Source organism: Curtobacterium sp. NPDC086286 (assembly GCF_044746255.1).
Taxonomy (GTDB): Bacteria; Actinomycetota; Actinomycetes; order Actinomycetales; family Microbacteriaceae; genus Curtobacterium.
Genome location: NZ_JBIVBW010000010.1, coordinates 101,487 through 125,420 on the forward strand (window position 1 = coordinate 101,487; position 23,934 = coordinate 125,420).

20 protein-coding genes and 1 tRNA gene are annotated in these 23,934 nt (G+C 71.0%); 14 read left to right on the plus strand and 7 right to left on the minus strand.

The features are described from left to right. The first annotated feature begins 177 nt into the window (after positions 1-177). The 3 genes from ACIPKM_RS17445 to ACIPKM_RS17455 all read left to right on the plus strand — a co-directional run bounded on the left by ACIPKM_RS17445 (position 178) and on the right by ACIPKM_RS17455 (position 4,295). Positions 178-3,165, plus strand: coding sequence for a UPF0182 family protein (locus tag ACIPKM_RS17445; protein ID WP_402737205.1), 2,988 nt, complete (start codon positions 178-180; stop codon positions 3,163-3,165). 64 nt (positions 3,166-3,229) lie between these two features. Further along, positions 3,230-3,306, plus strand: a tRNA-Met gene (locus ACIPKM_RS17450). A gap of 173 nt (positions 3,307-3,479) precedes the next feature. Further along, positions 3,480-4,295 (plus strand): carbon-nitrogen hydrolase family protein, encoded by an 816-nt coding sequence (locus ACIPKM_RS17455; RefSeq protein WP_402737206.1) that lies wholly within the window; start codon positions 3,480-3,482, stop codon positions 4,293-4,295. Between the two features lie 555 nt (positions 4,296-4,850). On the opposite strand, the gene ACIPKM_RS17460 is transcribed toward ACIPKM_RS17455, so the two are convergent. Further along, positions 4,851-6,053, minus strand: a complete 1,203-nt coding sequence (locus ACIPKM_RS17460) for an aminotransferase class I/II-fold pyridoxal phosphate-dependent enzyme (protein ID WP_402737207.1) — start codon at positions 6,051-6,053, stop codon at positions 4,851-4,853. Between the two features lie 192 nt (positions 6,054-6,245). On the opposite strand from ACIPKM_RS17460, the gene ACIPKM_RS17465 reads away from it, so the two are divergent. From ACIPKM_RS17465 to ACIPKM_RS17485, 5 genes are all read left to right on the plus strand, one after another. Beyond that, positions 6,246-8,237, plus strand: coding sequence for a S1C family serine protease (locus tag ACIPKM_RS17465; protein WP_402737208.1), 1,992 nt, complete (start codon positions 6,246-6,248; stop codon positions 8,235-8,237). Positions 8,238-8,406: 169 nt separating this feature from the next. Further along, positions 8,407-9,450, plus strand: coding sequence for a glycosyltransferase family 2 protein (locus tag ACIPKM_RS17470; RefSeq protein WP_092384174.1), 1,044 nt, complete (start codon positions 8,407-8,409; stop codon positions 9,448-9,450). A gap of 9 nt (positions 9,451-9,459) precedes the next feature. Beyond that, positions 9,460-10,278 (plus strand): CDP-alcohol phosphatidyltransferase family protein, encoded by an 819-nt coding sequence (locus tag ACIPKM_RS17475; RefSeq protein ID WP_070416675.1) that lies wholly within the window; start codon positions 9,460-9,462, stop codon positions 10,276-10,278. Continuing rightward, positions 10,275-11,183 (plus strand): glycosyltransferase family 2 protein, encoded by a 909-nt coding sequence (locus ACIPKM_RS17480; RefSeq protein ID WP_070416674.1) that lies wholly within the window; start codon positions 10,275-10,277, stop codon positions 11,181-11,183. Before ACIPKM_RS17475 ends, ACIPKM_RS17480 begins: the two co-directional genes overlap by 4 nt. Positions 11,184-11,225: 42 nt before the next feature. Beyond that, positions 11,226-12,458, plus strand: a complete 1,233-nt coding sequence (locus tag ACIPKM_RS17485; RefSeq protein WP_402737209.1) for a CDP-glycerol glycerophosphotransferase family protein — start codon at positions 11,226-11,228, stop codon at positions 12,456-12,458. 46 nt (positions 12,459-12,504) lie between these two features. Here the strand turns inward: ACIPKM_RS17485 and ACIPKM_RS17490 are convergent, their stop codons facing one another. From ACIPKM_RS17490 to ACIPKM_RS17505, 4 genes are all read right to left on the minus strand, one after another. Then, positions 12,505-12,807 carry a hypothetical protein gene (locus tag ACIPKM_RS17490; RefSeq protein ID WP_092384168.1) on the minus strand — a complete coding sequence of 101 codons (303 nt, stop codon included), beginning with the start codon at positions 12,805-12,807 and terminating at the stop codon, positions 12,505-12,507. 109 nt (positions 12,808-12,916) lie between these two features. Beyond that, positions 12,917-13,687, minus strand: a complete 771-nt coding sequence (locus tag ACIPKM_RS17495; RefSeq protein ID WP_070416671.1) for an ABC transporter ATP-binding protein — start codon at positions 13,685-13,687, stop codon at positions 12,917-12,919. Next, positions 13,687-14,511: an ABC transporter permease gene (locus tag ACIPKM_RS17500; RefSeq protein ID WP_070416670.1), complete on the minus strand. Its 825-nt coding sequence runs from the start codon at positions 14,509-14,511 to the stop codon at positions 13,687-13,689. The genes ACIPKM_RS17495 and ACIPKM_RS17500 overlap by 1 nt, the downstream gene beginning before the upstream one ends. 44 nt (positions 14,512-14,555) lie before the next feature. Next, positions 14,556-15,251 (minus strand): NTP transferase domain-containing protein, encoded by a 696-nt coding sequence (locus tag ACIPKM_RS17505; protein WP_070416669.1) that lies wholly within the window; start codon positions 15,249-15,251, stop codon positions 14,556-14,558. 321 nt (positions 15,252-15,572) lie between these two features. Between ACIPKM_RS17505 and ACIPKM_RS17510 the strand changes: the two genes are divergently transcribed. From ACIPKM_RS17510 to ACIPKM_RS17520, 3 genes are all read left to right on the plus strand, one after another. Continuing rightward, positions 15,573-16,961 (plus strand): ABC transporter ATP-binding protein, encoded by a 1,389-nt coding sequence (locus ACIPKM_RS17510; protein ID WP_402737210.1) that lies wholly within the window; start codon positions 15,573-15,575, stop codon positions 16,959-16,961. Continuing rightward, complete coding sequence (locus ACIPKM_RS17515; protein WP_402737211.1) at positions 16,937-18,508, plus strand: ABC transporter permease; 1,572 nt, start codon at positions 16,937-16,939, stop codon at positions 18,506-18,508. The genes ACIPKM_RS17510 and ACIPKM_RS17515 overlap by 25 nt, the downstream gene beginning before the upstream one ends. A 145-nt stretch (positions 18,509-18,653) precedes the next feature. Further along, positions 18,654-18,914, plus strand: coding sequence for a DUF3039 domain-containing protein (locus tag ACIPKM_RS17520; protein ID WP_092384164.1), 261 nt, complete (start codon positions 18,654-18,656; stop codon positions 18,912-18,914). A 9-nt stretch (positions 18,915-18,923) separates the two neighbouring features. Here ACIPKM_RS17520 and ACIPKM_RS17525 read toward each other — a convergent pair whose 3' ends face one another. Next, positions 18,924-20,258 (minus strand): nicotinate phosphoribosyltransferase, encoded by a 1,335-nt coding sequence (locus ACIPKM_RS17525; protein ID WP_402737212.1) that lies wholly within the window; start codon positions 20,256-20,258, stop codon positions 18,924-18,926. Between the two features lie 284 nt (positions 20,259-20,542). Here ACIPKM_RS17525 and murI point away from each other — a divergent pair, with 284 nt between their 5' ends. The 3 genes from murI to rdgB are packed head-to-tail and all read left to right on the plus strand — an operon-like array spanning position 20,543 to position 22,712. Further along, entirely contained in the window at positions 20,543-21,388 is an 846-nt protein-coding gene (gene murI / locus ACIPKM_RS17530; protein ID WP_070419170.1) for a glutamate racemase, read from the plus strand. Further along, complete coding sequence (gene rph, locus ACIPKM_RS17535) at positions 21,385-22,122, plus strand: ribonuclease PH (protein ID WP_070416667.1); 738 nt, start codon at positions 21,385-21,387, stop codon at positions 22,120-22,122. Before murI ends, rph begins: the two co-directional genes overlap by 4 nt. Further along, positions 22,119-22,712, plus strand: coding sequence for an RdgB/HAM1 family non-canonical purine NTP pyrophosphatase (gene rdgB / locus ACIPKM_RS17540; RefSeq protein ID WP_070416666.1), 594 nt, complete (start codon positions 22,119-22,121; stop codon positions 22,710-22,712). The genes rph and rdgB overlap by 4 nt, the downstream gene beginning before the upstream one ends. 507 nt (positions 22,713-23,219) lie before the next feature. Here the strand turns inward: rdgB and ACIPKM_RS17545 are convergent. Further along, on the minus strand, positions 23,220-23,918 hold the full coding sequence (locus ACIPKM_RS17545; RefSeq protein ID WP_070416665.1) for a DedA family protein: 699 nt from the start codon (positions 23,916-23,918) through the stop codon (positions 23,220-23,222). Positions 23,919-23,934 lie beyond the last annotated feature (16 nt).

Genomic DNA, 23,934 nt, shown 5'->3' on the forward strand with positions numbered 1-23,934 from the left:
CCAGGAGGCGCGACCCACCATCCTGAGCCTCCGTACAGTTTCAGGGGTGCTCGCGCCACATAGGATCGATGCACTGACGGCCCGCCGCGCCGGGCCCGCCGGTTCGACACGTCTGGAGCACATCAAGTGACGACAACCTCGTCCACCTCGGGGCGGCGTTCGCCGCGGGTCCCGATCGTGGTCACGATCATCGTGCTGGCCGCACTGGTGATCGCCTTCTTCATCTTCGCGAGCCTGTACACCGACTACGCGTGGTTCGCGCAGCTCGGCTTCCAGCAGGTCCTGACCACGCGGTGGATCGCCGGGACCCTGATGTTCCTCGCCGGGTTCCTCGGGATGGCGGTGCCCGTCTACGCGAGCATCGCGATCGCGTTCCGGTTCCGGCCGGTCTACGCGAAGCTCAACTCGCAGCTCGATCGCTACCAGCAGGTCATCGAGCCGCTGCGCCGTGCCGTCATGATCGGGATCCCGGTCGTGCTCGGCATCTTCGCCGGGCTGTCGACCGCCGGCCGGTGGACCATGGTGCTCGAGTACTTCAACCGGACGCCGTTCGGCAAGACCGACCCGCAGTTCGGGCTCGACATCGGCTTCTACGTGTTCGAACTGCCGTTCTGGCGCGCGATCGTGGCCTACTCGTCGGCCGTGGTGCTCATCGCCGGGCTGGCCGCGCTCGCCGCGTGCTACCTGTACGGCGCGATGCGCTTCGGCGGGCGCGAGGTCCGGATCTCGAAGGCCGCGCGCATCCAGCTCGCGATCACCGCCGCCGTCTACGTCGCGCTGCAGGCCGTGAGCCTCTGGCTCGACCAGTACGCCGCGCTGACGAAGTCGAACTCGCTCATCACCGGTGCGCAGTACACCGAGGTGAACGCCGTCATCCCGGGTCGCGAGATCATGGCGGGCATCGCCGCGATCGTGGCGATCCTCTTCATCGTGACCGCGGTCATCGGCCGCTGGCGCATCTCGATCGTCGGTACCGGGCTCCTGCTCGTCGCGGCGATCGTCATCGGCGGCATCTACCCGTGGATCGTCCAGCGCCTGCAGGTGAAGCCCTCGGAGCGGACGTTCGAGTCCGCGTACATCGAGCGGAACATCAAGGCGACCCGTGACGCCTACGGTGTCGCGGGCGTCCAGGAGCAGAACTACGACGCGACGACCGAGGCGAGCTCCGGCGCCCTCGCGCAGGACGCCCAGACGACGGCGAACATCCGCCTGATCGACCCGAAGATCGTCTCGGACACCTTCAGCCAGCTGCAGCAGTACCGGCAGTACTACCAGTTCCCGAAGGAACTCGACGTCGACCGCTACGACGTCAAGGGCGAGACCGAGGACACCGTGATCGCGGTCCGCGACATCGACCTCGACGGCCTCAGCGCGCAGGCGAACACCCCGTACAACCGTGCCTTCGTCTACACGCACGGCTACGGCGTGACGGCGGCCTACGGCAACCAGCGCGCCAGCGACGGCAAGCCGGTGTTCCTCGAGTCGGGGATCCCGTCCAACGGTGCTCTCGGCGACTTCCAGCAGCGCGTGTACTTCGGCGAGACCTCGCCGGCGTACTCGATCGTCGGTGCGCCGAAGGGCTCGAAGAACGTCGAGCTCGACTACCCGTCCGGCTCGGACGAGAACGACGACAGCGGCGGCAACGCCACGACGACGTACGCCGGCGACGGCGGCCCGAGCATCGGCAACTTCTTCAACCGGCTCGTCTACGCCGCGAAGTTCCAGTCCGAACAGATCCTGCTGTCGAACGCCGTGAACCAGGACTCGCAGATCCTCTACGACCGCGACCCGATCACGCGCGTGCAGAAGGTCGCGCCGTACCTGACACTCGACAACGACGCGTACCCGGCGATCGTCGACCACCGCATCCAGTGGGTCGTCGACGGCTACACGACGAGCGACGCGTACCCGTACTCGCAGAGCCAGAGCCTCTCCGACACGATCGCGGGCGCCGAGAGCTCGGCGTACCGGACCGACCAGGTCAACTACATCCGGAACTCGGTGAAGGCCACGGTCGACGCGTACACGGGCAAGGTGACGCTCTACGCCTGGGACACCAAGGACCCGGTGCTCAAGACGTGGCAGAAGATCTTCCCGACGGCGACGAAGCCCGTGTCGAGCATGAGCGCGGAGCTGCTCGACCACGTGCGGTACCCGACCGACCTGTTCAAGGTGCAGCGGTCGATCCTCGGCACCTACCACGTCACGAACGCGAACTCGTTCTACTCGGGTGACGACGCATGGAACGTGCCGCAGGAACCGACCTCGGGGACGAACGACACCGACACCTCGGACGCGTCGACCACGACCAACTCGGGCACGAACGCGCTCGGGGCGACCACCACGACGACGGCCAAGGGCAACCTGCAGGACCCGTACTACCTCACGATGAAGGTGCCGGGGCAGGGGACCGCGTACACGCTGTACACGACCTACATCCCGCAGCAGTCGGCCGGGGCGAACAACCGGAACGTGCTGACCGGGTACCTCGCGGTGGACTCCGATGCCGGAGGCGCGGGGAAGGGCAAGAAGGGGTCCGGCTACGGCAAGCTCACGCTGTTGACGATGCCGAAGACGGACAACATCCCCGGGCCCGGGCAGGTGCAGAGTCTCTTCAACGGTGACTCGACCGTCTCGCAGGAGCTGAACATCCTGAAGCGCGGGAACTCGACCGTGAAGCAGGGCAACCTGCTCACGCTCCCGGTGGGTGGCGGCTTCCTCTACGTGCAGCCCGTGTACGTGCAGTCGACGTCGAGCGGCTCGTACCCGCTGCTGCAGAAGGTGCTCGTGGCGTTCGGCGACAAGATCGCGTTCGAGGACACCCTCGACGAGGCGCTCAACAGCCTCTTCGGCGGCGACTCGGGTGCGTCGGCCGGTGACTCCGGTGCGTCGGGTGGCTCGGGTGACTCGGGTGCGTCGTCGGGTTCCGACTCGGGTTCGTCGGACTCGGGTTCGTCGGGTTCCGAATCCGGTGCGTCCTCGGGCTCGTCCGGCTCCGGCGCGGTCGACAACGCGGCGCTGCAGAAGGCCCTGAACGACGCCAAGCAGGCGCTGCAAGACCGCCAGGACGCCTACGCGGACAACGACCTGGTCGCCGCCGCCGAGGCCGACCAGCGGCTGCAGGACGCGATCCAGGCCGCCACCGAGGCCGAGGGCGGGAACTAGACACACCGTGGCGGGGCACTCGATTTGTGCCCCGCCACGGCCCCGTGTAGGCTGTTCAACGTGCCGCGGGGTGGAGCAGTTCGGTAGCTCGCTGGGCTCATAACCCAGAGGTCGTAGGTTCAAATCCTGCCCCCGCAACCAAGCGTCACAGAGAAGGCCCCGGTCCAGTCGGACCGGGGCCTTCTTCGTGTGCGGGTGCTGGCTGGTGCGTGTGCACGTCCGCCCGAGTCTCGGCCGGGCGGACAGTTTCGCGCCCGCACTACGCGAAGAATGTCCGCGGAGCCGAGTCTCGGGCCGCCCGGTACGCTCGGCGGATGGGCACCCTCACCGTCGCCGCGGCGCAGTTCGCACCCGTGGACGACCCCGTCGCGAACCTCGAGACCGTCCGCGCCGCGGCAGTCGACGCCGCCGCCCGACACGCCGACCTCCTCGTCACGCCGGAGTACACCTCGTACTTCACCGCCGAGATCGACGACCGGTTCGTGGCCGCCGCCCAACCGCTCGACGGTCCGTTCGTCACCGGTCTGCAGGCCGTCGCCCGCGAGGTCGGCATCGCCCTCGTCGTCGGCGTCGCCGAAGCCGCTGACGTCCCGGACCGCTTCCGGAACACCCTCGTCGCGGTCCTGCCCGACGGGTCGATCGCTGCGACGTACCGGAAGGTGCACCTCTACGACGCGTTCGGCTCGAAGGAGTCGGACCACATCGAGTCCGGCGACCCCGAACAGCTGCCGGTGTTCGAGCTCGGCGGGCTGCGCGTCGCCCTCGAGACCTGCTACGACCTGCGGTTCCCCGAGGTCACCCGGCGCCTCGCCGCACCCGAACACGGCGCCGCCGACGTCGTGGTCCTGCCCGCCGAGTGGGTCCGAGGCCCCGGCAAGGAGCACCACTGGAGGACGCTGCTCACCGCCCGTGCCATCGAGAACACCGTGTGGGTGGTCGGGGTGGGACAGACGCCGCCGATCGGCATCGGGGGCTCGGTCGTCCTCGACCCCTCGGGCGTCGCGGTCGCCGCTGCCGGGGCGGTCCCGGGGATGCTCGTCGCGGGGATCGACACCGCCGTGACGGACGCCGTGCGCCGCACGAACCCGTCGCTGGCGCTCCGCCGCTACGAGGTCACGCCCCGCCCCTGACCCGCGCGGCGTTGGGCGGGCGAAGTGTGCGCATTTGCGCCCCCGCGAGCGGGCGAAATACGCCCCTCTGGAGGCGCGAGCGGATCCGATTCCGCCCGTTCGCGTTGGGGCGCGGCGGCGCTCGTGCCGAGCGGGCGAAATGCGTGGGCCTGGCGGAGCGGGCGGGCACTGCTCCGCCCGCTCGCGGTGGGGCGCGGTGGCGCTCGCGGCGAGCGGGTGAAATGCGTGGGCACGGAAGCGCGAGCAGCGTCGATTCCGCCCGCTCGCGTTGGGGCGCGGTGGCGCTCGTGCCGAGCGGGTGAAATGCGTGGGCCTGGAGGCGCGAGCAGCGTCGATTCCGCCCGCTCGCGTTGGGGCGCGGCGGTGCTCGTGCCGAGCGGGCGAAATGCGCCGCCCGGCAGGCGCGGACGGGCACTGTTCCGCCCGCTCGCGGTGGGGCGCGGTCGCGCCGGCGCCGAGCGGGCGAAATGCGTGGGCCTGGAGGCGCGGGTCGGGTTGATACCGCCCGCTCGCGGTGGCGGGCGGGTCCGGTCCGCCCGCCCGACCGCGGGGGAGTCAGCCGCGCAGGGCGAGACCGGCGAGCCGAGCGGCGGCGTCCTCGAGCACCGAGCGCCGCTTGCAGAAGGCGAACCGCACGAGTGACCGGTAGCCGGCGGCGTGATCGGGTCGGACGAACGCCGAGACCGGGACACCGACCACCCCGGCGAGCTCGGGGAGCTGCAGGCAGAACGCCCGGGCGTCCTCGTACCCGAGTGCGGCCGTGTCGGCGATGACGAAGTACCCGCCGTCCGGGCGCATCACCTCGAAGCCGGCCGCTCGGAGTCCCGCGGCGAGCAAGTCGTGCTTGGCGGACAGCTCGGCGGCGATGCCGGCGAACACACTGTCCGGCAGCCGGAGCCCGGTCGCCACCGCGGGCTGGAAGGGCGCGCCGTTCACGAACGTCAGGAACTGCTTCACGGTGGTGATCGCGTCGACGAGCGCCGGTGCCGCCGTGAGCCAGCCGATCTTCCAGCCGGTGGTGCTGAAGGTCTTCCCAGCGCTCGAGATGGTCACGGTGCGATCGGCGGCACCGGGCAGGGTGGCGATCGGGACGTGCGGGACGTCGAAGGTCAGGTGCTCGTACACCTCGTCGGTGACGATCACGGCGTCGTACTTCGTGGCCAGTTCGACGATCGTGGTGAGCACCTCCGTCGGGAGGACACGGCCGGTCGGGTTGTGCGGGGTGTTCACGAGCACCGCACGGGTCCGGTCGGAGAACGCGGCGCGGAGGGTGTCCTCGTCCGGGAGGAAGTCGGGCGCCCGCAGCGGCACCGTCACGTGGGTGCCGCCGGCGAGACCGATGAGCGCGCCGTACGCGTCGTAGAACGGTTCGAAGGTGATGACCTCGTCGCCCGGCTCCACCAGGGCGAGGAGCGTCGCGGCGAGGGCCTCGGTCGCGCCGGCGGTGACGAGCACCTGGCGGTCGGGATCGACCTCCAGGCCGTACCACCGGGCCTGGTGCTCGCTGATGGCCGCCCGGAGGTCCGGGGTCCCGCGTCCGGGCGGGTACTGGTTGAGGCCGTCGCGGATGGCTCCGACCGCTGCCTCGAGGACCTCGGCGGGACCGTCCTCGTCCGGGAATCCCTGCCCGAGGTTGACCGCGCCCGTGGCCGCCGCGAGCGCACTCATCTCGGCGAACACCGTCGGCGCGGGGACGCCGTCCGGGCCGAGGAGCATCGCTCCCTCTGCTGCTCGCAACCAGGGTCCTGCGTGACGCATGTGGTTCCCTCCGAGGTGTCGACCGCACTCGCGGCGCTGAACGGACCCCAACCTAGCGGCCGGGCCGAGGGCATCTCGGGAACGGCCGCACAGCCCACGCATAAGATCGCCATAGGTCGCTTGCAGCGTCACCAGGAGCACCGCTCAGGTGGGTGCGACAGACTGCACGAGCTTGAAAGGAGCACGTCCAGCATGACCGACACCACGCCCAACGGGCAGGGCGACGACATCCGTCCGGACGACGCGGCCGCGAAGGCCGCATCCGAGGACGCTTCGCCGAACGACTCCGAGCACTTCGACCACGCGTTCCGCGACGACGCTCCGAGCAGCGATGCTCCGACGAGCGACCGTTCGCCGAACGACGGCTCCGCGGACCACACCGACGTGATCGCTCCCGCGAGCGAGACCGATGTCATCGCGGCCTCGAACGACCACCCGACCGACCGGTACACGGCGCCGTACCCGACGGTGTCCCAGCACGACTCCGACGCCGGCCAGACGAGCCAGTACGGTCAGACGAGCCAGTACGGTCAGGCGCCGGCCGGGTACGGTGCGCACGCCACCCCGTACGGCACCGACCACGCGCAGCAGTCCCAGTACGGCCAGCAGCAGTACGGCCAGCAGCAGTACGGCCAGCCGCAGTACGGCCAGGACCAGCAGCAGTACGGCCAGTCCCAGTACGGCCAGCAGCAGTACGGGCAGCAGTACGGCGAGTCGCAGTACGGACAGCAGGCGCAGTACGGCCAGCAGCCCCGCTACGGCGAGTACGCCCAGCCGACCTCGGCGCCGGCATCGGCCTCCGAGTACGCCGGAGCCCCGTCGGCCCAGGCCCCCACGAGCGCGTTCGGCGACGTCGACGGCTCGAACCAGCGCAACGGCCACTACTTCGACACCGGAGCCGCCGGAGCAGCCGGAGCAGCGGGCGCAGCCGGAGCAGCAGGCGCCGGAGCAGCAGCCCCCGGCCGCCGCACCGGCACCGGCCGCGGCCGCCTCGCCCTCCCGATCATCGCCGGCGTCGTCATCGCCGGCCTCGTCGGCGGCGGCGCCGGCTGGCTCGCCGCGTCCAACACGCAGGGCGGCGGCAACGTCGTCGGGTCCTCGAGCGCGCAGGGCGGCGGCAACCTCACCGTCAACGACTACAACAACGCCACGGTCGTCACCGCGGTGGCCGCGCAGGCGACCCCCTCGGTGGTCACGATCAACGTCTCGTCGAGCAGCGAGGCCGGCACCGGTTCCGGCGTCGTCTTCAGCAAGGACGGCTACATCGTCACGAACACCCACGTGGTGACTCTCGACGGCGACAGCTCCAACGGCACGATCACGGTGACGACGTCGGACGGCAAGATCTACCCGGCGAAGCTCGTCGGCACGGACCCGACGGTCGACCTCGCGGTCATCAAGATCGACGCGACCGACATGAAGCCGATCAGCTTCGCGGACTCGTCCGACCTCAACGTCGGCGACACCGCGGTTGCGATCGGTGCGCCGCTCGGCCTGTCGAACACGGTGACGGACGGCATCGTCTCGACCCTGAGCCGCAGCATCCAGGTCACCTCGAGCGCTCCCACCGAGGGCGGCGACTCGAACGAGGGCGGGAACGGCTCGAGCGGCGGTCCCTTCGACTTCTGGGGCAACGGCGGCAACGGCAGCGACTCGTCGACGAACAGCACCGTCTCGCTGCCGGTCATCCAGACCGACGCGTCGATCAACCCCGGCAACTCGGGTGGTGCGCTGCTCGACTCCAAGGGCAAGCTCATCGGCATCAACGTGGCCATCGCGAGCGCGGGCAGCTCGTCCGACTCGTCGTCGAGCCAGTCCGGCAGCATCGGCGTCGGCTTCTCGATCCCGTCGAACCTCGTCAAGCGGGTCGCGAACGAGATCAAGGACAACGGCTCCGCCACGCACGGGCTGCTCGGTGCGACCGTGGGCGACGCCGCCGAGGACGCGAACGCCACGCAGATGGGCGGCCTCATCAAGTCGGTGTCGTCCGGTGGCGCGGCTGCCAAGGCCGGCCTGCAGAAGGGCGACGTCGTCACGAAGATCGGCTCGGCGACGGTGTCCGACGCGACCGACCTCACGGCACAGGTGCGGTACTTCGCCGGTGGTGCGAAGACCACGATCACCTTCATCCGCGGCGGTGAGACGCGCGAGGCGGACGTCACGCTCGGCACCTACAAGGGCTGACGCGACCAGCGACGGACGGGAGGCGCGGTGCCAGCTGGCACCGTGCCTCCCGTCCGTCTGCCGGTCGCCCCGACGACCCGCGGCGACTTGATAGGCTCAGGGTCGCTCTTGCGGGGCGGCACCGTCCGCGGTGCGTCCCGTGCACCCAGGTGAGGACCCCGAGGTACCGATGCAGACAGACGGACAGCCCCTGCCGGGCGTCTCGTACGTGATGCCCGTCCTCAACGAGGTCACCGAGGTCCGGGCAGCCGTCCAGAGTCTGCTCGAGCAGGACTACTCCGGTCCGTTCGAGGTCATCCTCGCCCTCGGCCCGTCGATCGACGGCACCAACGAACTCGTCGCCGAGATGAGCGCGGCCGACCCCCGGATCCGCGCGATCGAGAACCCCGCCGGCTCCACGCCCGCCGGGTTGAACGTGGCGATCCGCGCGTCCGTGCACCCCGTCGTGGTCCGTGTCGACGCGCACTCGGTGCTGCCGCAGGACTACACGCGGATCGCCGTGCGCGTGCTGCAGGAGTCGGGCGCGGACAACGTCGGCGGGATCATGCGCGCCGAGGGGCGGACCCCGTTCGAACGCGCCGTGGCGCTGGCGTACGGCAGCCGCGTCGGGCTCGGTGGTACGCCGCACCACGTCGGCGGCCAGGCCGGTCCGGCCGAGACGGCGTACCTCGGCGTGTTCCGGCGTGACCGACTGTTCGAGGTCGGGCTGTTCGACGAGGGCATCAAGCGCGGCCAGGACTGGGAGCTCAACCGGCGCCTCCGGCAGACCGGTGGCACGGTGTGGTTCACCCCGGAGCTCGTCGTCACGTACCGCCCGCGGCCGAGCCTGAAGCGTCTGGTCCGGCAGTTCGTCGCCACGGGGCTGTGGCGCGGCGAGCTCGCCCGCCGGTTCCCCGCCAACAACGGCCTGCGCTACTTCGTGCCCCCGGCCATGGTCGCCGCGATGGCGCTCGGCATCGTCGCCGGCATCGTCGGGATCATCGGCGCCGCACTCGGGACGGGGGCGGCGTGGGCGCTGCTCGGCTTCGTGGTGCCCGCCGTCTACATCGTCTTCGTCGTGCTGGGGGCCGTCGCGGTCGCCCGGCGGTCGGGGCTGCCGACGCTCCTCTGGCTCGTCGTGGTGCTGCCGTGCATCCACGTCGGGTGGGGACTCGGCTTCATCATCGGCTTCCTGACCCGGACGTCCGAGCTGACCACGCACACGGGACGGTGACCTGACCTCTTGACCGATGACACGACCGGCCGCGGGAACGCCCGCCCCACCTCGATCGCCGAACTCCGTGCCGTCGCCCAACCGGACGAGGTCCGTTCGCGGGCGAACGCCGAGCACTGGACGGCGTCGCTGTACCTGCGGGACGTCTCGCCGTACCTGACGTGGGTGCTGCTGAAGACCCGCGTGACGGCGAACCAGGTGACCGGCCTGATGATCCTCGTCGGGTGGAGCGTCGCGGCCGCCCTGCTCATCCCGGGCATCTGGGGCGCGGCGCTCGCGCTCGTGCTCGGGCAGCTGCAGATGCTCGTCGACTGCTGCGACGGCGAGGTCGCCCGGTGGCGGGGGACCCGCTCGCCCGCCGGCGTGTTCCTCGACAAGGTCGGGCACTACACGACCGAGGGACTCATCCCCATCGCACTCGGCGTCCGTGCGGCCACGTGGCCGATCCACGGCGCGGACTGGATGTGGACCACGATCGGTTGCGCGCTGGGGCTCGTGATCGTCCTCAACAAGGCGCTCAACGACATGGTGCACGTCGCACGGGCGAACGCCGGGCTCGACAAGCTCGTCGACCGTCGCGACGCCGGCACCGCCCCGTCCGGACGACGGCTCGCGACGCTGCGTCGCGCCGCGCGGTTCCTGCCGTTCCACCGCCTGTACCACTCGGTCGAGCTGAGCATCCTCGCGTTCGTCTTCGCGCTGCTGGCGCTCGTGATCGGTCATCCCCTGGCCGACCGGATCCTGGTGGGCGCGCTCCTGCCGCTGGCGATCCTGGCGACGTTCGGGCACTTCGTGGCGATCATCTCGTCGAAGCGGGTCCGCGGGTGACCCCGGGCACGCTCCGTCGTCACGCCGTCCCGCACCGCGAGCGGCCCCGGGTCGCCGTGGTGAGCCTGTCGCAGGGGACCCGCCCGGACGACCTGCGTCGTGGACTCGAGAGCGTGCTCGCGCAGCAGGACGTCGACCTCGACGTGGTGTGCGTCGGCAACGGATGGGAGCCGACCGGTCTGCCCGAGGGCGTCCGCGCGCTGGCCCTGCCCGAGAACGTGGGCATCCCCGCCGGGCGGAACGCCGGGGCCGAGGTGGTCGACGGCGACTACGTGTTCTTCCTCGACGACGACGCCTCGGTGCCGTCGGAGACGTTCCTGCGTGACGCGATCGACCTGTTCGAGCGCGATCCGTCGCTCGGTCTCGTGCAACCCCGGGTCGTCGACCCCACCGGCGCTGCGAACCCGACGCGCTGGATCCCGCGGATCCGCAAGGGCGAGCCCGACCACTCGTCGCCGGTGTTCTCGGTGTGGGAAGGGGCGGTCGTCCTGCCGATGGACGTGTACCGCGCGACCGGCGGTTGGGGAACGGAGTACTTCTACGCGCACGAGGGCATCGAGCTCGCGTGGCGCGTGTGGGATGCCGGCCGACGGACCTGGTACGCCGGGGACCTCGTCGCGCACCACCCCGCGATCGACCCGGCACGCCACACCGAGTACTACCGGCTGAACGCCCGGAACCGGGTCTGGCTGGCTCGGCGCAACCTGCCGGCGGTGCTCCGACCGCTGTACGTCGGGTCGTGGGCGGCGATCCAGGTCGCACGCTGGTGGCGACACCCGCAGCGGCTCGCCACCTGGTTCGGTGGCGTCCGTGAAGGCTGGCGGAGCGACTGCGGTCCCGTGCACGTGATGGGCTGGCTCACGATCGGCCGCATGACGCTCGCCGGCCGTCCGCCCGTCGTCTGACCCGCCCGCACCGAACCGTCCCCGGACCCAGGAGGAGAGACCATGCCGATCATCAGTGACGCGCGCACGGCCCTGCGGCTCGCCGACCGCCTGCTCAAGTCGCGACGCAGCCGTCGTGAACTCGCACGCCGGCTGCCGTCGGTGGTGGCCCCTGCTCCGGGCACCGTGGAGATCGCCGTCTACTTCGCCGACGGCCCCGTGAACATGTACCAGGTGCGGCAGTGGTACGCCCCCCTCGCCGAACTCGCGGCGACTCACCCGGTCGCGATCATCGCGCGAAGCCCCGGCACCATGCTCACCCTGCTCGACGAGTCCCCGGTGCCCGTGGTCTACGCGCGCCAGGTCGTCGACCTCGAGCAGTTCGTCGAGCAGCAGGCCCCGAAGATCGTCTTCTACGTCAACCAGAACGCCCGCAACTTCCAGATGATGCGGTACGGGCGCATGTGGCACGTCTTCGTGAACCACGGCGAGAGCGACAAGATGTACATGACGACGAACCAGTTCAAGGCGTACGACTACGCCCTGATCGCTGGCGACGCCGCTCGTGGACGGCTGTCGGACGCCCTGTGGGACTACGACCTGGATGCCCGGACGATCTCGATCGGTCGCCCGCAGGCCGACCACTTCGCCGGCGCCGCGCCGTACCCGGCCGACGACCGCACGGTCGTGCTCTACGCGCCGACGTGGGAGGGGGACCGCGCAGCGGCCGCCTACGGGTCGATCGCGAGCCACGGCACCACGATCGCCGAACGGGTGCTCGCGTCGCCGGCGCACCGGCTCGTCTACCGGCCGCACCCCCGCAGCGGTGTGCGCGACGCCGCGTACAAGGCGGCGCACGAGCGGATCGTCGCTGCCATCGCGAGCGCCAACGCCGCCGACCCCGGCGCCCACCACGTGTACGACGACGGCGCCGAGCTGGGGTGGCAGCTCGCCGGAGCGGACGTGGCGATCACGGACATCAGCGCGATGATCTACGACCGGCTCGCCGTGGGCAAGCCGCTCATCGTGACCCGGCCGGTCTCGCCCGAGGCGGACGTCGACGAGCGAGGGTACCTGAGTGACGCCAACTGGTTGACGGCGTCCGATGCGCAGGACGTCGTCGCGCGGGTCGACGCCGCGGCGAACGACGCCGCCGAGCTCGCGAAGCTGCAGCACTGGGTCGAGCGGTACTTCGGGGACACGACGCCGGGTGCGGCGACGAAGCGGCTGCACGACGCGGTCGAACGGCTGCTCGCCCGCTGGCAGACCGTCGCGGCGTCGCGCGGCGAGGACTGAGGGACCGACCCGGACCCACCGGTCGGCGGTGGCACGACGAGGACGGTCAGGCAGCACGGGCGTCACCCACGAGGGACATCCGCCAGAGGTACTCGGAGCGGTCCGGTCGACGCCAGCGGACGATCACCACGCCCGTGTCGTCGGCGGTGGCGCCGAACACGGCGATCGAGAGCGACCGACCCGGTTCGAGCCGGTGCACGGCGAGCGGCGGGCAGTAGCCGCTGCCGAGGTGGGTGAGCGTGATGCCGTCGACGGGTTCGTCGCCGGTGTTCAGCAGGTCGTAGCGGCGCGGGGCACGGGAACGGTCGATCGAGAACGGAACGGGGTAGGCCGGTGTCGGGTGGTGCATGCCGTCACCGTAGGGTGAGGGTCTGACGTCCGGCGGCCGGTTCGGCTCGGGGGAGTGGCGGCTGTGGAGAGCGGCCCGGGGGACCCTGGTTGTGGACGGGGACCGGTGGTCAGACGGCGTAGTCGGACGAGTACCGCTGCAGTGCTTCCTCGATCGTGCCGTCGAGCTGCAGGCGACCCTTGTCGAGGTACAGCCCACGCTCGCAGAAGCGGCGGAGGTCCTTGTCGCTGTGCGAGACGAAGAACAGCGTGCGGCCACCGGCGAGGAGCTCCTCGATCCGCTTGTAGCACTTCTCGCGGAACCCCTTGTCGCCGACCGCCAGGACCTCGTCCACCAGGATCACCGGTTCGTCGAGGCGCGAGATGACCGCGAACGCGATGCGCACCTTCATGCCGCTCGACAGGTGCTTGTACGGGGTGTCGACGAAGTCGCCGATCTCGGCGAACTCGATGATCTCGTCGAAGGCGTCGCGGATCTCCGCCCGGGACATGCCGTGCAGTCCCGCCGTGAGGTAGACGTTGTCGCGGACCGAGAGGTCTCCGACGAAGCCACCGGTGATCTCGATCAGGGGTGCGACCCCGGCACCGACGTGGATGCGTCCCTCGTCGGGGAGCATGACCTGGGCCACGAGCTTCAGCAGCGTCGACTTGCCCTGACCGTTGCGGCCGACGACCCCGATCGCCTCACCCGGGCGGACGTCGAACGACACACCCCGGAGCGCCCAGAACTCGTCCGCGCGCTTGCGGCGGTTGCTGCCGGCGAAGAGGTCCTTGAAGCTCCGGCTCGCCCGACGGTTGCGCTTGAACCGGATGCCGGCGTCGCGGACGGAGATCACGGGGGCGACCGTCGCGCTGCGGCTGGTCTGCTCGGTGGCGGTCATCACAGCTCCTTCAGGACGCGGTGTTCGCTGCGGCGGAACACGACGAGTCCGATCGCGAGGACGACGACGGTGACGACGACGGAGACCCCGACCTCGAACCAGTTCAGCTGCGACGGGAAGAACGCCGCGCGGTAGATGCCGAAGATGCCGCTGAGCGGGTTGAAGGCCGCGAGGTCGTGCAGCTTGTCGGGCAGTGCCGACGTGCCGTAGATGATCGGCGATGCGTAGAAGAGGAACCGGAGCACGAGCTTCACCGCACGCTCGAGGTCACGGAAGAAGACCACGAGCGGCGCGACGATCAGGCCGAGCCCGTACACGAGCGCGCACTGCAGCACGATCGCGAGCGGGTAGAGCGCGATCTCCCAGTGCCAGTGCGCCCCCGTCGCGATCGCGAACACGGCGAGCACCGGCAGGCTGAGGAGGAACTCGATGCCCTTCGACGCCGTGACCCGGGCGACCCAGATGCTGCGCGGGATCGTCGTCGACCGGATGAGCTTGGTCTCCTTGATGAACGCCCGCGTGGAGTCCGAGACAGCACCGGTGAACCACATCCACGGCAGCAGCGCCGACAGCAGGAACACGATGTACGGCTCTTCGCCGACCGACCCGCGGTGGAACACCTGCGTGAAGACGAACCAGTAGATCGCCGACATCACGAGCGGGTCGAGGATCGACCAGAAGTAGCCGAGCGCCGAGGTCGAGTAGCGGACGCGGAGGTCTCGGATCGTCAGCAGCCAGAGGGCATGACGATAGCGCCGACCGGCGCTCCGGGACGCCGCTGGTGCGGCAGCCGCGGGCGCGGTCGGCGCACTCGCTGTGGTCACGGTTTCCCTTCGGGCGGAACCGCCGAGGGGGTCTTGACGCTGGTTCAGGCGAACAGGTTGTTCGCGCGCTCGAGGTCCTCGGCGAAGTCGATCTCGACCGCGTAGAGGTCGGAGATGTCGATCGGGCTCCAGAGTAGCCCGTCCTCAGCGATGGCAGCCTCGATGCCGCCCTCGAAGTACTCCTGGTCGTCGACGCGACCGAGCTGGCGGATGAGCGCCTGCTTGTCCTTCGAGGACACGTAGTTGATGCCGACGGCTTCGCCGAGGCCACCGACGACCTGCTTCGACAGCTTGTGGATGAAGCCCTCGGCGTCGACGGTGTACTTGACCTCTTCGTCGGAGACCTTGTCGGTGTTGACGCTGACGAACGAGCGGTCCTCGTCGATCATGTCGGCCGCACGCACCAGGGCACGCGGGTCGAAGACGACGTCGCCGTTCATCCAGAGCACACCGCCCTTGCCCGTCGCCTTGAGGGCGCGGAGCAGGCTCTTCGAGGTGTTCGTGGAGTCGTAGGACTCGTTGTAGACGAAGTTCGCCTCGGGGAAGGCCTCGACGATGTACTCCGACTTGTAGCCGACGACGATCGTGACGCGTGCGCTCGAACCGAACGCCGCACGGATGTTGTCGAACTGCTGCTGCATGATGGTGCGGCCGTCGCTCAGTTCGGTCAGCGGCTTCGGCAGGCTGCGCCCGAGGCGGCTGCCCATCCCCGCTGCGAGGATGACGATCTGCGTGGTCATGCTGGTCCCTTCTGGTGTCCGCCCGCGCGCCCTGGGGCACGGGCGGGCCTCGTCGAGTGTGCTCCCGGAAGATCCGATCTGCCCGGGAAGACCGCCGTCTCTGCGCGCATTCGCAGGGAGGGATCGTCACGGGGACACCGGCCGGGGCAGGTTTCCAAGTGGTGAACACTTCGTTGTGCCTCGGTGAATGATACGGAACGACCCTCCGCCGGGGTACGGTCTCGGCCGCTTCGTGCTCATTTCGTGACACAGCGCCGGGGATTCGGGACACTGCGCCCGAGGCGTCCCCCGCTGTCCGGTGAGCGTTGGTACGGTGGGGCGGTGGCCGCAGCAGCAGGGGACGACGACGACGTGTACGCCACGTCGGACGCTGCCTGGCTGACCGAGGAAGCGGACGCCGACACCGAGGCCGAAGCGGCCGCCGACGGCGACGACGACACCGCGGACGACGCTGCCACCGAGGACGACGACGCCACCGCGGCGGGAGACGCCGCTGACGACGACATGGGGGACGGGGATGCACACGACGCCTCCGCTGAGGACACGATGACCGACGACACGACGGCCACCGAGACGACGGAGACGGGGGCGGACCGCGTCGCCGCGCAGGCGGTGGCGCCGACGACCACCGGTCGCCGCCCTGCCAAGGCGCGCGGCGGCAAGGGACGTGCCACCCGCCCGACGCAGACGGCGGGGACGACCGGCACCGTGCCTCCTGGCCCGCGCGACGGGGCGGACGAGACGGACGCGACCGCCGGCACGGACGCGACCGACCGCGCGACCCCGACCGACCGCGCGACCCCGACGGACACCGCAACCGCCACGGACCCCGCAGCGGACACGGCAGCGCCCGACACCGCAGCGGACACCGCGGCGCCCGACACCAAGTCCGCGAAGAAGCGCCCGAGCGGCACGAAGCGCCCCGCGCCCACGGCCAAGCAGCCCCAGCAGCCCGTCGTCCTCCGTGCCGACGGCCTCGTGAAGCGCTACGGCCAGACCCTCGCCGTCGACGAGGTCGACCTCGAGATCCGCCAGGGCTCGATCTTCGGCGTCGTCGGCCCGAACGGCGCCGGCAAGACGACCACCCTGTCGATGGTCACCGGACTCCTGCGCCCCGACGCCGGCAGCGTGACGGTGCTCGACCACGACGTGTGGGCCGACCCGACCGCCGCCAAGCGGGACCTCGGCGTGCTGCCGGACCGGCTCCGGCTGTTCGACCGGCTGACCGGCGCGCAGCTGCTGTACTACTCGGCGACCCTCCGCGGGCTCGACGGTGCCACCGCGCGCAAGCGCAGCAGTGACCTGGCCGAGGCGTTCGGTCTCGGCGAGGCGCTCGGCCGTCAGGTCGCCGACTACTCCGTGGGCATGGCGAAGAAGATCGCCCTCGCGGCGACCCTCATCCACTCGCCCCGGGTGCTCGTGCTCGACGAACCGTTCGAGTCCGTCGACCCGGTGAGCGCAGCGACCATCACCGAGATCCTCCGTCGCTACACGCGCGGGGGCGGCACGGTGGTGCTCTCCAGCCACTCCATGGAGCTCGTGCAGCGCACGTGTGACTCCGTCGCCATCATCGTCGGCGGCAAGGTCCTCGCCTCCGGCACGATGGCGCAGGTCCGCGGGCGCAAGAGCCTCGAGGACAAGTTCGTCGAACTCGCGGGCGGCCGCGTCGTGGCAGAGAGCATGGAATGGTTGCACAGCTTCTCCGGCTGAGGGCAGACCTACTCGCGGGCGAGGTCCGCGGGAGCGCCCGTCGGTCGGTCCTCGTCGTGCTCGGCAGCCTCGCGGGACTCGTCGCCGCGGTGCTCGTCGCGATCGAGGTCGTCGGGCTCCGTGACGCCGCACCCGAGGTCGCGCGTTCGGTCGTCGTCCCGGTCGGCACGCTCATCGCCTTCGCGTTCACGGTCGTCCCCCTCGTCGTCGGGCGCGGCGACCAGTTCGATCCGCGGCGCTTCACCGTGTTCGGCATCGGCCGACGTGACCTGGCGGTCGGGCTCGGGGTCGCCGGACTCATCGGGGTCCCGGTCGTCGCGGTCGCCGTCGTGGCCGTCGCGCAGTCGGTCGCGTGGATGCGCGGTGCGGGTGTCGGCGTCCTCGGCGTCGTCGCCGCCCTCCTCGCCATCGCCACGTGCGCCCTGCTCATCCGCGTCGGCAGCGCCGTCGGTGCGTCCCTGATCGGTCCGCACCGGTCGCGGGACGCCGGCTGGTTGGTCGCGCTGGTCATCGTCGTGCTGGCGATCCCGGCCGTCTCGCTCCTGCTCCGCGTCGACTGGCTCGACCCGGCCGGCGCCGAGATGCAGCGCGTCGCCGACATCGCCGGGTGGACGCCGTGGGGCGCCGCCTGGGCCGTGCCGGCCGACGTCGCGAGCGGCCGTGTGGGCGAGGGCATCGTCAAGCTCGTCATCGCGGTGGTCGTCGTGGCCCTGCTCGGCCTCGCCTGGTGGGCCGTGGTCGGCCGGGCGCTCGAGACCGTCGACGGCCGTGCGCGGACCCGTCGGTACCGGGGCCTCGGATGGTTCGACACGCTCGGCTCCACGCCCGTCGGCGCGGTGGCGGCACGGGCACTCACCTACTGGGGACGCGACCCGCGGTATCGCGCGTCCTACCTGATCATCGTGTTCGTCCCGCTCGTCGTCATCCCGCTCGGGGTGGCCGGCGTGCCGTGGCACTGGACCGCCCTGGTGCCGCTGCCGCTGATGGCGCTCATCGCGGGCTTCCTGCCGCACAACGACGTCTCGTACGACAACACCGCGGTGTGGCTGCACGTCGCCTCGGGAGCCCCAGGCTGGAGCGACCGACTCGGTCGCCTCGTGCCGGTGCTCACCGTGGGCATCCCCGCACTCGTCGCCGGCTCGTGGGTCTCCGCGTGGCTGTTCGGCGACTGGACTGCCTTCCCGCTGCTGGTCGGCGTGAGCACGAGCGCGCTCCTGTCCGGCCTCGGGCTGTCGAGCGTCGTGTCCGTCCTGCTGCCGTACCCGACCGTCCGACCGGGCGACCATCCCTTCCAGCAGCCGCAGGCCGCCGGTGTCCTCGCCTCGGTCGCGCAGTCGTCGATGGTGGTCGGCATCCTGGTCTGCTCCGTCCCCGCGGCCTGGCTCGCGGTGCTCGCGTTCGTCGACGGCCCGGAGCCGTGGGGGGTCCTGACCCTCGTCGTCGGGGTCCTGGTCGGCGTGGTCGTGCTGGTGGCGGGCGTCGCGATCGGCGGTCGCCTCTTCGACCGCCACGGGCCGGACCTGCTGGCCGCAGCGCAGCGCAACTGAGCCGGGTCGCCTCCCGGGGTGACCACCTGACGGCCTGGAGGCGCGGGTCGACCCCGCCCCGCGCCTCCAGGCCGTCACAGGTCGGCCACGCCCCCGCGCGATGCGGACCGTCGCGGCGCGCGCCCGGTCGTCGTACCCTGGACGCATGAGCATGACGGAACCCGGTGGCGGCCTCGACGTGATGGACCGCGAGCTCGAGAAGCTCCTCGAGGAAGAGGCGATCGAGCCCGGCGACCACGAGCGCTTCTCGCACTACGTCAAGAAGGACAAGATCCTGCAGTCGGCCCTGACCGGCAAGCCCGTCAAGGCGCTGTGCGGGAAGAAGTGGATCCCCGGTCGCGACCCCGAGAAGTTCCCGGTCTGCCCCGACTGCAAGGCGATCTACGAGAAGATGAAGGCGGAGTGACGCCGACGCTCAGATGACGAGCGTGGGGATGGCCGGGTCGCCTCGACCGATGCGTGACGCGTCGGCGGGCAGCTCGGCCTTCGCCATCTTGTGGTGCGCGCGGGCCGCTTCGACGCCCTGCACGCCGAGGAACGCCGGGTCCACCTCGCCGTTCGTCACCACGGGGACGAGCAGCGGGCGCTCGTCCGGCCCGACCTGACCCGTGGTCAGCACGACCTCGGCGGTGGCGATGCCGTTGCGGAGGCGGCGGCCGGCCTGCTTGCGTCCGCCGACGGTGGCCTTCTCGGCCGACTTCTTCGCGACCGGGACCCAGCCGGCGTCGGCCGCACCGCCGTCGGCTGCGTCGCGGTGGCTCGCGTCGCGGTGGCTCGCGTCGCGGTGGGCCACGAGCTTGAACACCATGCCCGCGGCCGGGTGGCCCGATCCGGAGACCACCGAGGTCCCGACGCCGTAGGAGTCGACCGGCGCCGCGCGGAGTGCCGCGATCGTGTACTCGTCGAGGTCGTTCGTGACCGTGATCTTCGTGTCGGTCGCCCCGAGCCGGTCGAGCTGTGCGCGGACCGACGCCACGACGGACGGCAGGTCGCCACTGTCGATGCGGACGGCGCCGAGCTTGCCGTCGGTGAGCCGGACCGCGGTGTCGACGGCGGCCTCGATGTCGTAGGTGTCGACGAGCAGCGTCGTGCCGGTCCCGAGGGCGTCGATCTGCGATCGGAAGGCGTCCTCCTCCGAGTCGTGGAGGAGCGTGAACGCGTGCGCCGCGGTGCCCATCGTCGGGATGCCCCAGGTGCGCCCGGCCTCGAGGTTGCTCGTCGCCCCGAAGCCCGCGATGTACGCGGCCCGGGCGGCGGCGACGGCGTTCCACTCGCCGGTGCGCCGGGAGCCCATCTCGGCGAGGGGTCGACCGTCGGCAGCGGAGACCATGCGTGCGGCGGCGCTCGCGATCGCGCTGTCGGCGTTGAAGATGCTCAGCGCGAGGGTCTCGAGCACGACGGCCTCGGCGAAGGTGCCCTCGATCTGGAGGACGGGGGAGTTCGGGAAGAAGACCTCGCCCTCGCGGTAGGCGCGGATGTCCCCGGTGAACCGGTAGTCGGCGAGGTACGAGGCCGTCCCGGCATCGATGACGCCGCGGTCGCGCAAGAACGCGATCTCGTCGTCGCCGAACCGGAAGTCCGTCAGCGCGGTCAGGAACCGGCCGAGGCCCGCGGCGACACCGTAGCGGCGCCCGTCCGGCAGACGGCGGGCGAAGACCTCGAACACGCACCGGCGGTCGGCCGTGCCGTCCTTGAGGGCCGCGTCGACCATGGTGAGTTCGTACTGGTCCGTGAGGAGCGCGCTGGTCACCTCTCCGACACTAGTGTCGCCCGGGCTCGGAGGTACGGATCCGCCGGCCGGCGCGCGCGAGCGGGCGGTATGTGCCGCGTCGGCGCGGTGAGCGGTGCGTGTTCCGCCCGCTCGCGGGGTGGGTGGCGGCCTGGAGGCGCGGGGCGGCCTGGCGGGGGCGGGTCGCGCCTCCTGGACGGGACGTTGACGCGAGCGGGCGGATTCCGTTGGGTCGGCGCGGTGAGCGGTGCGTGTTCCGCCCGCTCGCGGGGCGGGCGGGCCCGCGCGCTCGGTACGCTGGTGTCGTGACGGATGCACCGATCGGAGTCTTCGACAGCGGGGTCGGCGGACTCACGGTGGCCCGCGCCATCATCGACCAGCTGCCACGCGAGAGCATCCGGTACGTGGGCGACACCGTGCACTCGCCGTACGGCCCGAAGCCCATCGCGGACGTCCGTCGCTACGCGCTCGAGGTGATGGACGACCTCGTCGAACAGGGTGTGAAGGCCCTCGTGATCGCGTGCAACACCGCTTCGTCCGCGGTGCTCCGCGACGCCCGCGAACGGTACGAGCAGGCGTACGGCATCCCGGTCGTCGAGGTCATCCAGCCCGCTGCACGCGCCGCCGTCAAGCAGACCCGTACCGGACGCATCGGCGTGATCGGCACGGTCGGCACCATCGCGTCGCGCTCGTACGAGGACGCTTTCGCGGTCGCGTCGGACATCAGTCTGAGCCTCGCGGCATGCCCGCGCTTCGTCGAGTTCGTCGAGGCGGGGGACACCTCCTCCCCAGCGCTCCGCGAGGTCGCTGCGGGCTACCTCGCACCGATCCGCGCAGCCGACGTCGACACGCTCGTCCTCGGGTGCACCCACTACCCGCTCATGTCCGCCGCGATCCAGTACGTGATGGGTCCGGACGTGACGCTCGTCTCCAGCGCCGAGGAGACCGCCAACGACGTGTACCGACGACTCGTCGAGCACGGACTCGAACGCACCGCCACCGAGCCGCCGACCTACTCGTTCGAGGCGACCGGCGACGACAAGAACGGCTTCATCCGACTCGCCCGACGCTTCCTCGGCCCCGAGGTCTCCAGCGTCGGCCACCTCCAGACCGGGGCCATCACGCTGCCCCGCATCGAAAGGACCCCATGAGCGACACGCTCCGCATCGACGGCCGCACCGCGACCGACCACCGTCCCGTCACGATCGAGCGGGGGTGGAGCACGCAGGCCGAGGGCAGCGCGCTCATCTCGTTCGGCAACACCAGGGTGCTCTGCACCGCGTCCTTCACCAACGGCGTCCCGCGGTGGCTCGCCGGCAAGGGTACCGGCTGGGTCACCGCCGAGTACTCGATGCTGCCCCGCTCCACGAACGAGCGCATGCAGCGCGAGTCGATCAAGGGCAAGGTCGGCGGGCGCACGCACGAGATCTCCCGCTTGATCGGCCGATCGCTCCGCGCGGTCGTCGACACGAAGGGTCTCGGCGAGAACACGCTCGTCATCGACTGCGACGTGCTCCAGGCAGACGGCGGCACCCGCACGGCGTCGATCACCGGCGCGTACGTCGCGATGGTGGACGCGATCGAGTGGGGGCGCGACCGCGGGTTCGTGGCGAAGAAGGCGACCCCGCTGCTCGACAGCGTGCAGGCCATCTCCGTCGGGATCGTCAAGGGCGAGCCGATGCTCGACCTCGCGTACACCGAGGACTCCGCCGCCGACACCGACATGAACATCGTCACCACGGGCTCGGGCAAGTTCATCGAGGTACAGGGGACCGCCGAGCACGCACCCTTCGACCGCGACGAGCTCAACGTGCTGCTGGACCTCGGGCTCGCGGGCAACCAGTCCCTCGCGGCGATCCAGAAGTCCGTGCTGGGGCTCGCGTGACCTCGCGCACGGTGGTCCTGGCGACGCACAACCAGGGCAAGGTCGTCGAGTTGCGCGAGATCCTCGGGTCGGCACTGGGCGACGGTGTCGAGCTCGTCGGGTACGACGGCCCGGAGCCGGTCGAGGACGGGGACACCTACGCCGCGAACGCCCTCATCAAGGCCCGGGCAGCGGTCGCGCACACGGGGCTCCCGGCGCTCGCCGACGACTCGGGCATCGCTGTGGACGCATTGGACGGTGCTCCCGGCATCCACTCGGCGCGGTACGCCGGCACGCGGGTCGACGCGGACAACATCGCGCTGCTGCTGCGGAACCTCGACGGGGTCGTCGAGCGCACGGCGGCGTTCGTGTGCGCCGCGGCGTTCGTCACGCCGGACGGCACCGAGCACGTGGTCGAGGCGGTCTGGAACGGCGAGGTCACGACCGAGCCCATCGGCGACGGTGGGCACGGGTACGACCCGGTCTTCCGGCCGGACGACGCCGACCGGACGTCGGCGGAGCTGACGCGCGAGGAGAAGAACGCGCTGTCGCACCGGAGCAAGGCGTTCCGCGGGATCGCGCCGGTGGTGCGGGAGTACTTCGGCGTCTGACGCGCGGGCGCGCGGCTGCGCGGCTGCGCGTCCGCACAACCGAAGACAACCCGAGCCACGTCGCGACGTGGCTCGGGTTGTCTTCGGTTGTGCGAGGGCCCAGCGCCGCCGCGGTTGTGCGGCGAGCGGGCGGAATGTGCCGCGCGGGGGCGCCGAGCGGGGCGTACTTCGCCCGCTCGGCGGAGCGGGCGGCGGCTCGGCGCGGCGGACGTGCGGCGAGCGGGCGGAATGTGCCGCGCGGGGGCTTCGAAGGGGACGTACTTCGCCCGCTCGGCGGAGCGGGCGGCCGCTGGGCCGCCGCGGGCGCGCGGCGAGCGGGCGGAATGTGCCGCGCGGGGGCGTCGAGGGGGACGTATTTCGCCCGCTCGGCGATGCGAGCGGACCGAGCGGGGCGGGCGGCCCGGCGCGGCCCGGCGCGGCCCGGCCGGCCCGGGCCGGCACGGCCCGCGACGGACAGGAGGCGCGGTGCCAGCCGGCACCGCGCCTCCTGTCCGGCAGGACGGACCGTCAGCGCTGCGGCTCGGTCCCCGCCTCGGCCGCGGCCTCGTCGCGCTTCGCCTTGCGCGCGTTCCGGAAGTACGTCAGCGCCATCGGCACGACCGTCACGACGACGGCCGCGAGCAGGATGATGTCGATGTACTCGCGGACGATGTGCGCGACGAACGGGATGTGCCCGATGAAGTACCCGAGGAACGTCACCCCGACGCCCCACACGACGGCGCCGATCGCGTTGTACAGCGAGTACTTCTTGTAGTTCATCCGGCCCACGCCGGCGGCGATCGGCAGGAACGTCCGCACGACGGGGACGAACCGGGCGAGGATCACCGCGAGGGGCCCGAACCGGTGGAAGAACGCGTTCGTGCGGTCGACGTTCGCCTTGGAGAACAGCCCGCTCTCCTTGCGCTCGAAGATGGGCGGGCCGGCCTTCTTGCCGATGTAGTAGCCGAGCTCGCCGCCGAGGAACGCGGACGCGGCGATCATCAGCGCGGCGATCCAGACGGGGATGCCGCCGATCTCGCCACCGCGGTCGAACGCGAAGAGGCCGGTGATCACGAGCAGGCTGTCGCCCGGGAAGATGAAGCCGACGAGCAGCCCGGTCTCGGCGAAGATGATGGCGCACACCACGAACACGGCGATGGCCCCGAAGTTGTCGAGGATGTACTGCGGATCCAGCCAGGGGATCAGGGCGAGTGCGACGGAGTGCATGGTTCTTCCGGTCGTG

Excerpts from the sequence above, each read along its gene's own strand:
- rph (WP_070416667.1), top strand. The coding sequence starts at position 21,385 with ATGAGCGACACGCTCCGCATCGACGGCCGCACCGCGACCGACCACCGT.
- ACIPKM_RS17490 (WP_092384168.1), bottom strand. The coding sequence starts at position 12,807 with ATGCACCACCCGACACCGGCCTACCCCGTTCCGTTCTCGATCGACCGT.
- ACIPKM_RS17520 (WP_092384164.1), top strand. The coding sequence starts at position 18,654 with ATGAGCATGACGGAACCCGGTGGCGGCCTCGACGTGATGGACCGCGAG.
- ACIPKM_RS17505 (WP_070416669.1), bottom strand. The coding sequence starts at position 15,251 with ATGACCACGCAGATCGTCATCCTCGCAGCGGGGATGGGCAGCCGCCTC.
- ACIPKM_RS17460 (WP_402737207.1), bottom strand. The coding sequence starts at position 6,053 with ATGCGTCACGCAGGACCCTGGTTGCGAGCAGCAGAGGGAGCGATGCTC.
- ACIPKM_RS17470 (WP_092384174.1), top strand. The coding sequence starts at position 8,407 with ATGCAGACAGACGGACAGCCCCTGCCGGGCGTCTCGTACGTGATGCCC.
- ACIPKM_RS17455 (WP_402737206.1), top strand. The coding sequence starts at position 3,480 with ATGGGCACCCTCACCGTCGCCGCGGCGCAGTTCGCACCCGTGGACGAC.
- ACIPKM_RS17495 (WP_070416671.1), bottom strand. The coding sequence starts at position 13,687 with ATGACCGCCACCGAGCAGACCAGCCGCAGCGCGACGGTCGCCCCCGTG.
- ACIPKM_RS17485 (WP_402737209.1), top strand. The coding sequence starts at position 11,226 with ATGCCGATCATCAGTGACGCGCGCACGGCCCTGCGGCTCGCCGACCGC.
- ACIPKM_RS17545 (WP_070416665.1), bottom strand. The coding sequence starts at position 23,918 with ATGCACTCCGTCGCACTCGCCCTGATCCCCTGGCTGGATCCGCAGTAC.
- ACIPKM_RS17515 (WP_402737211.1), top strand. The coding sequence starts at position 16,937 with ATGGTTGCACAGCTTCTCCGGCTGAGGGCAGACCTACTCGCGGGCGAG.
- ACIPKM_RS17465 (WP_402737208.1), top strand. The coding sequence starts at position 6,246 with ATGACCGACACCACGCCCAACGGGCAGGGCGACGACATCCGTCCGGAC.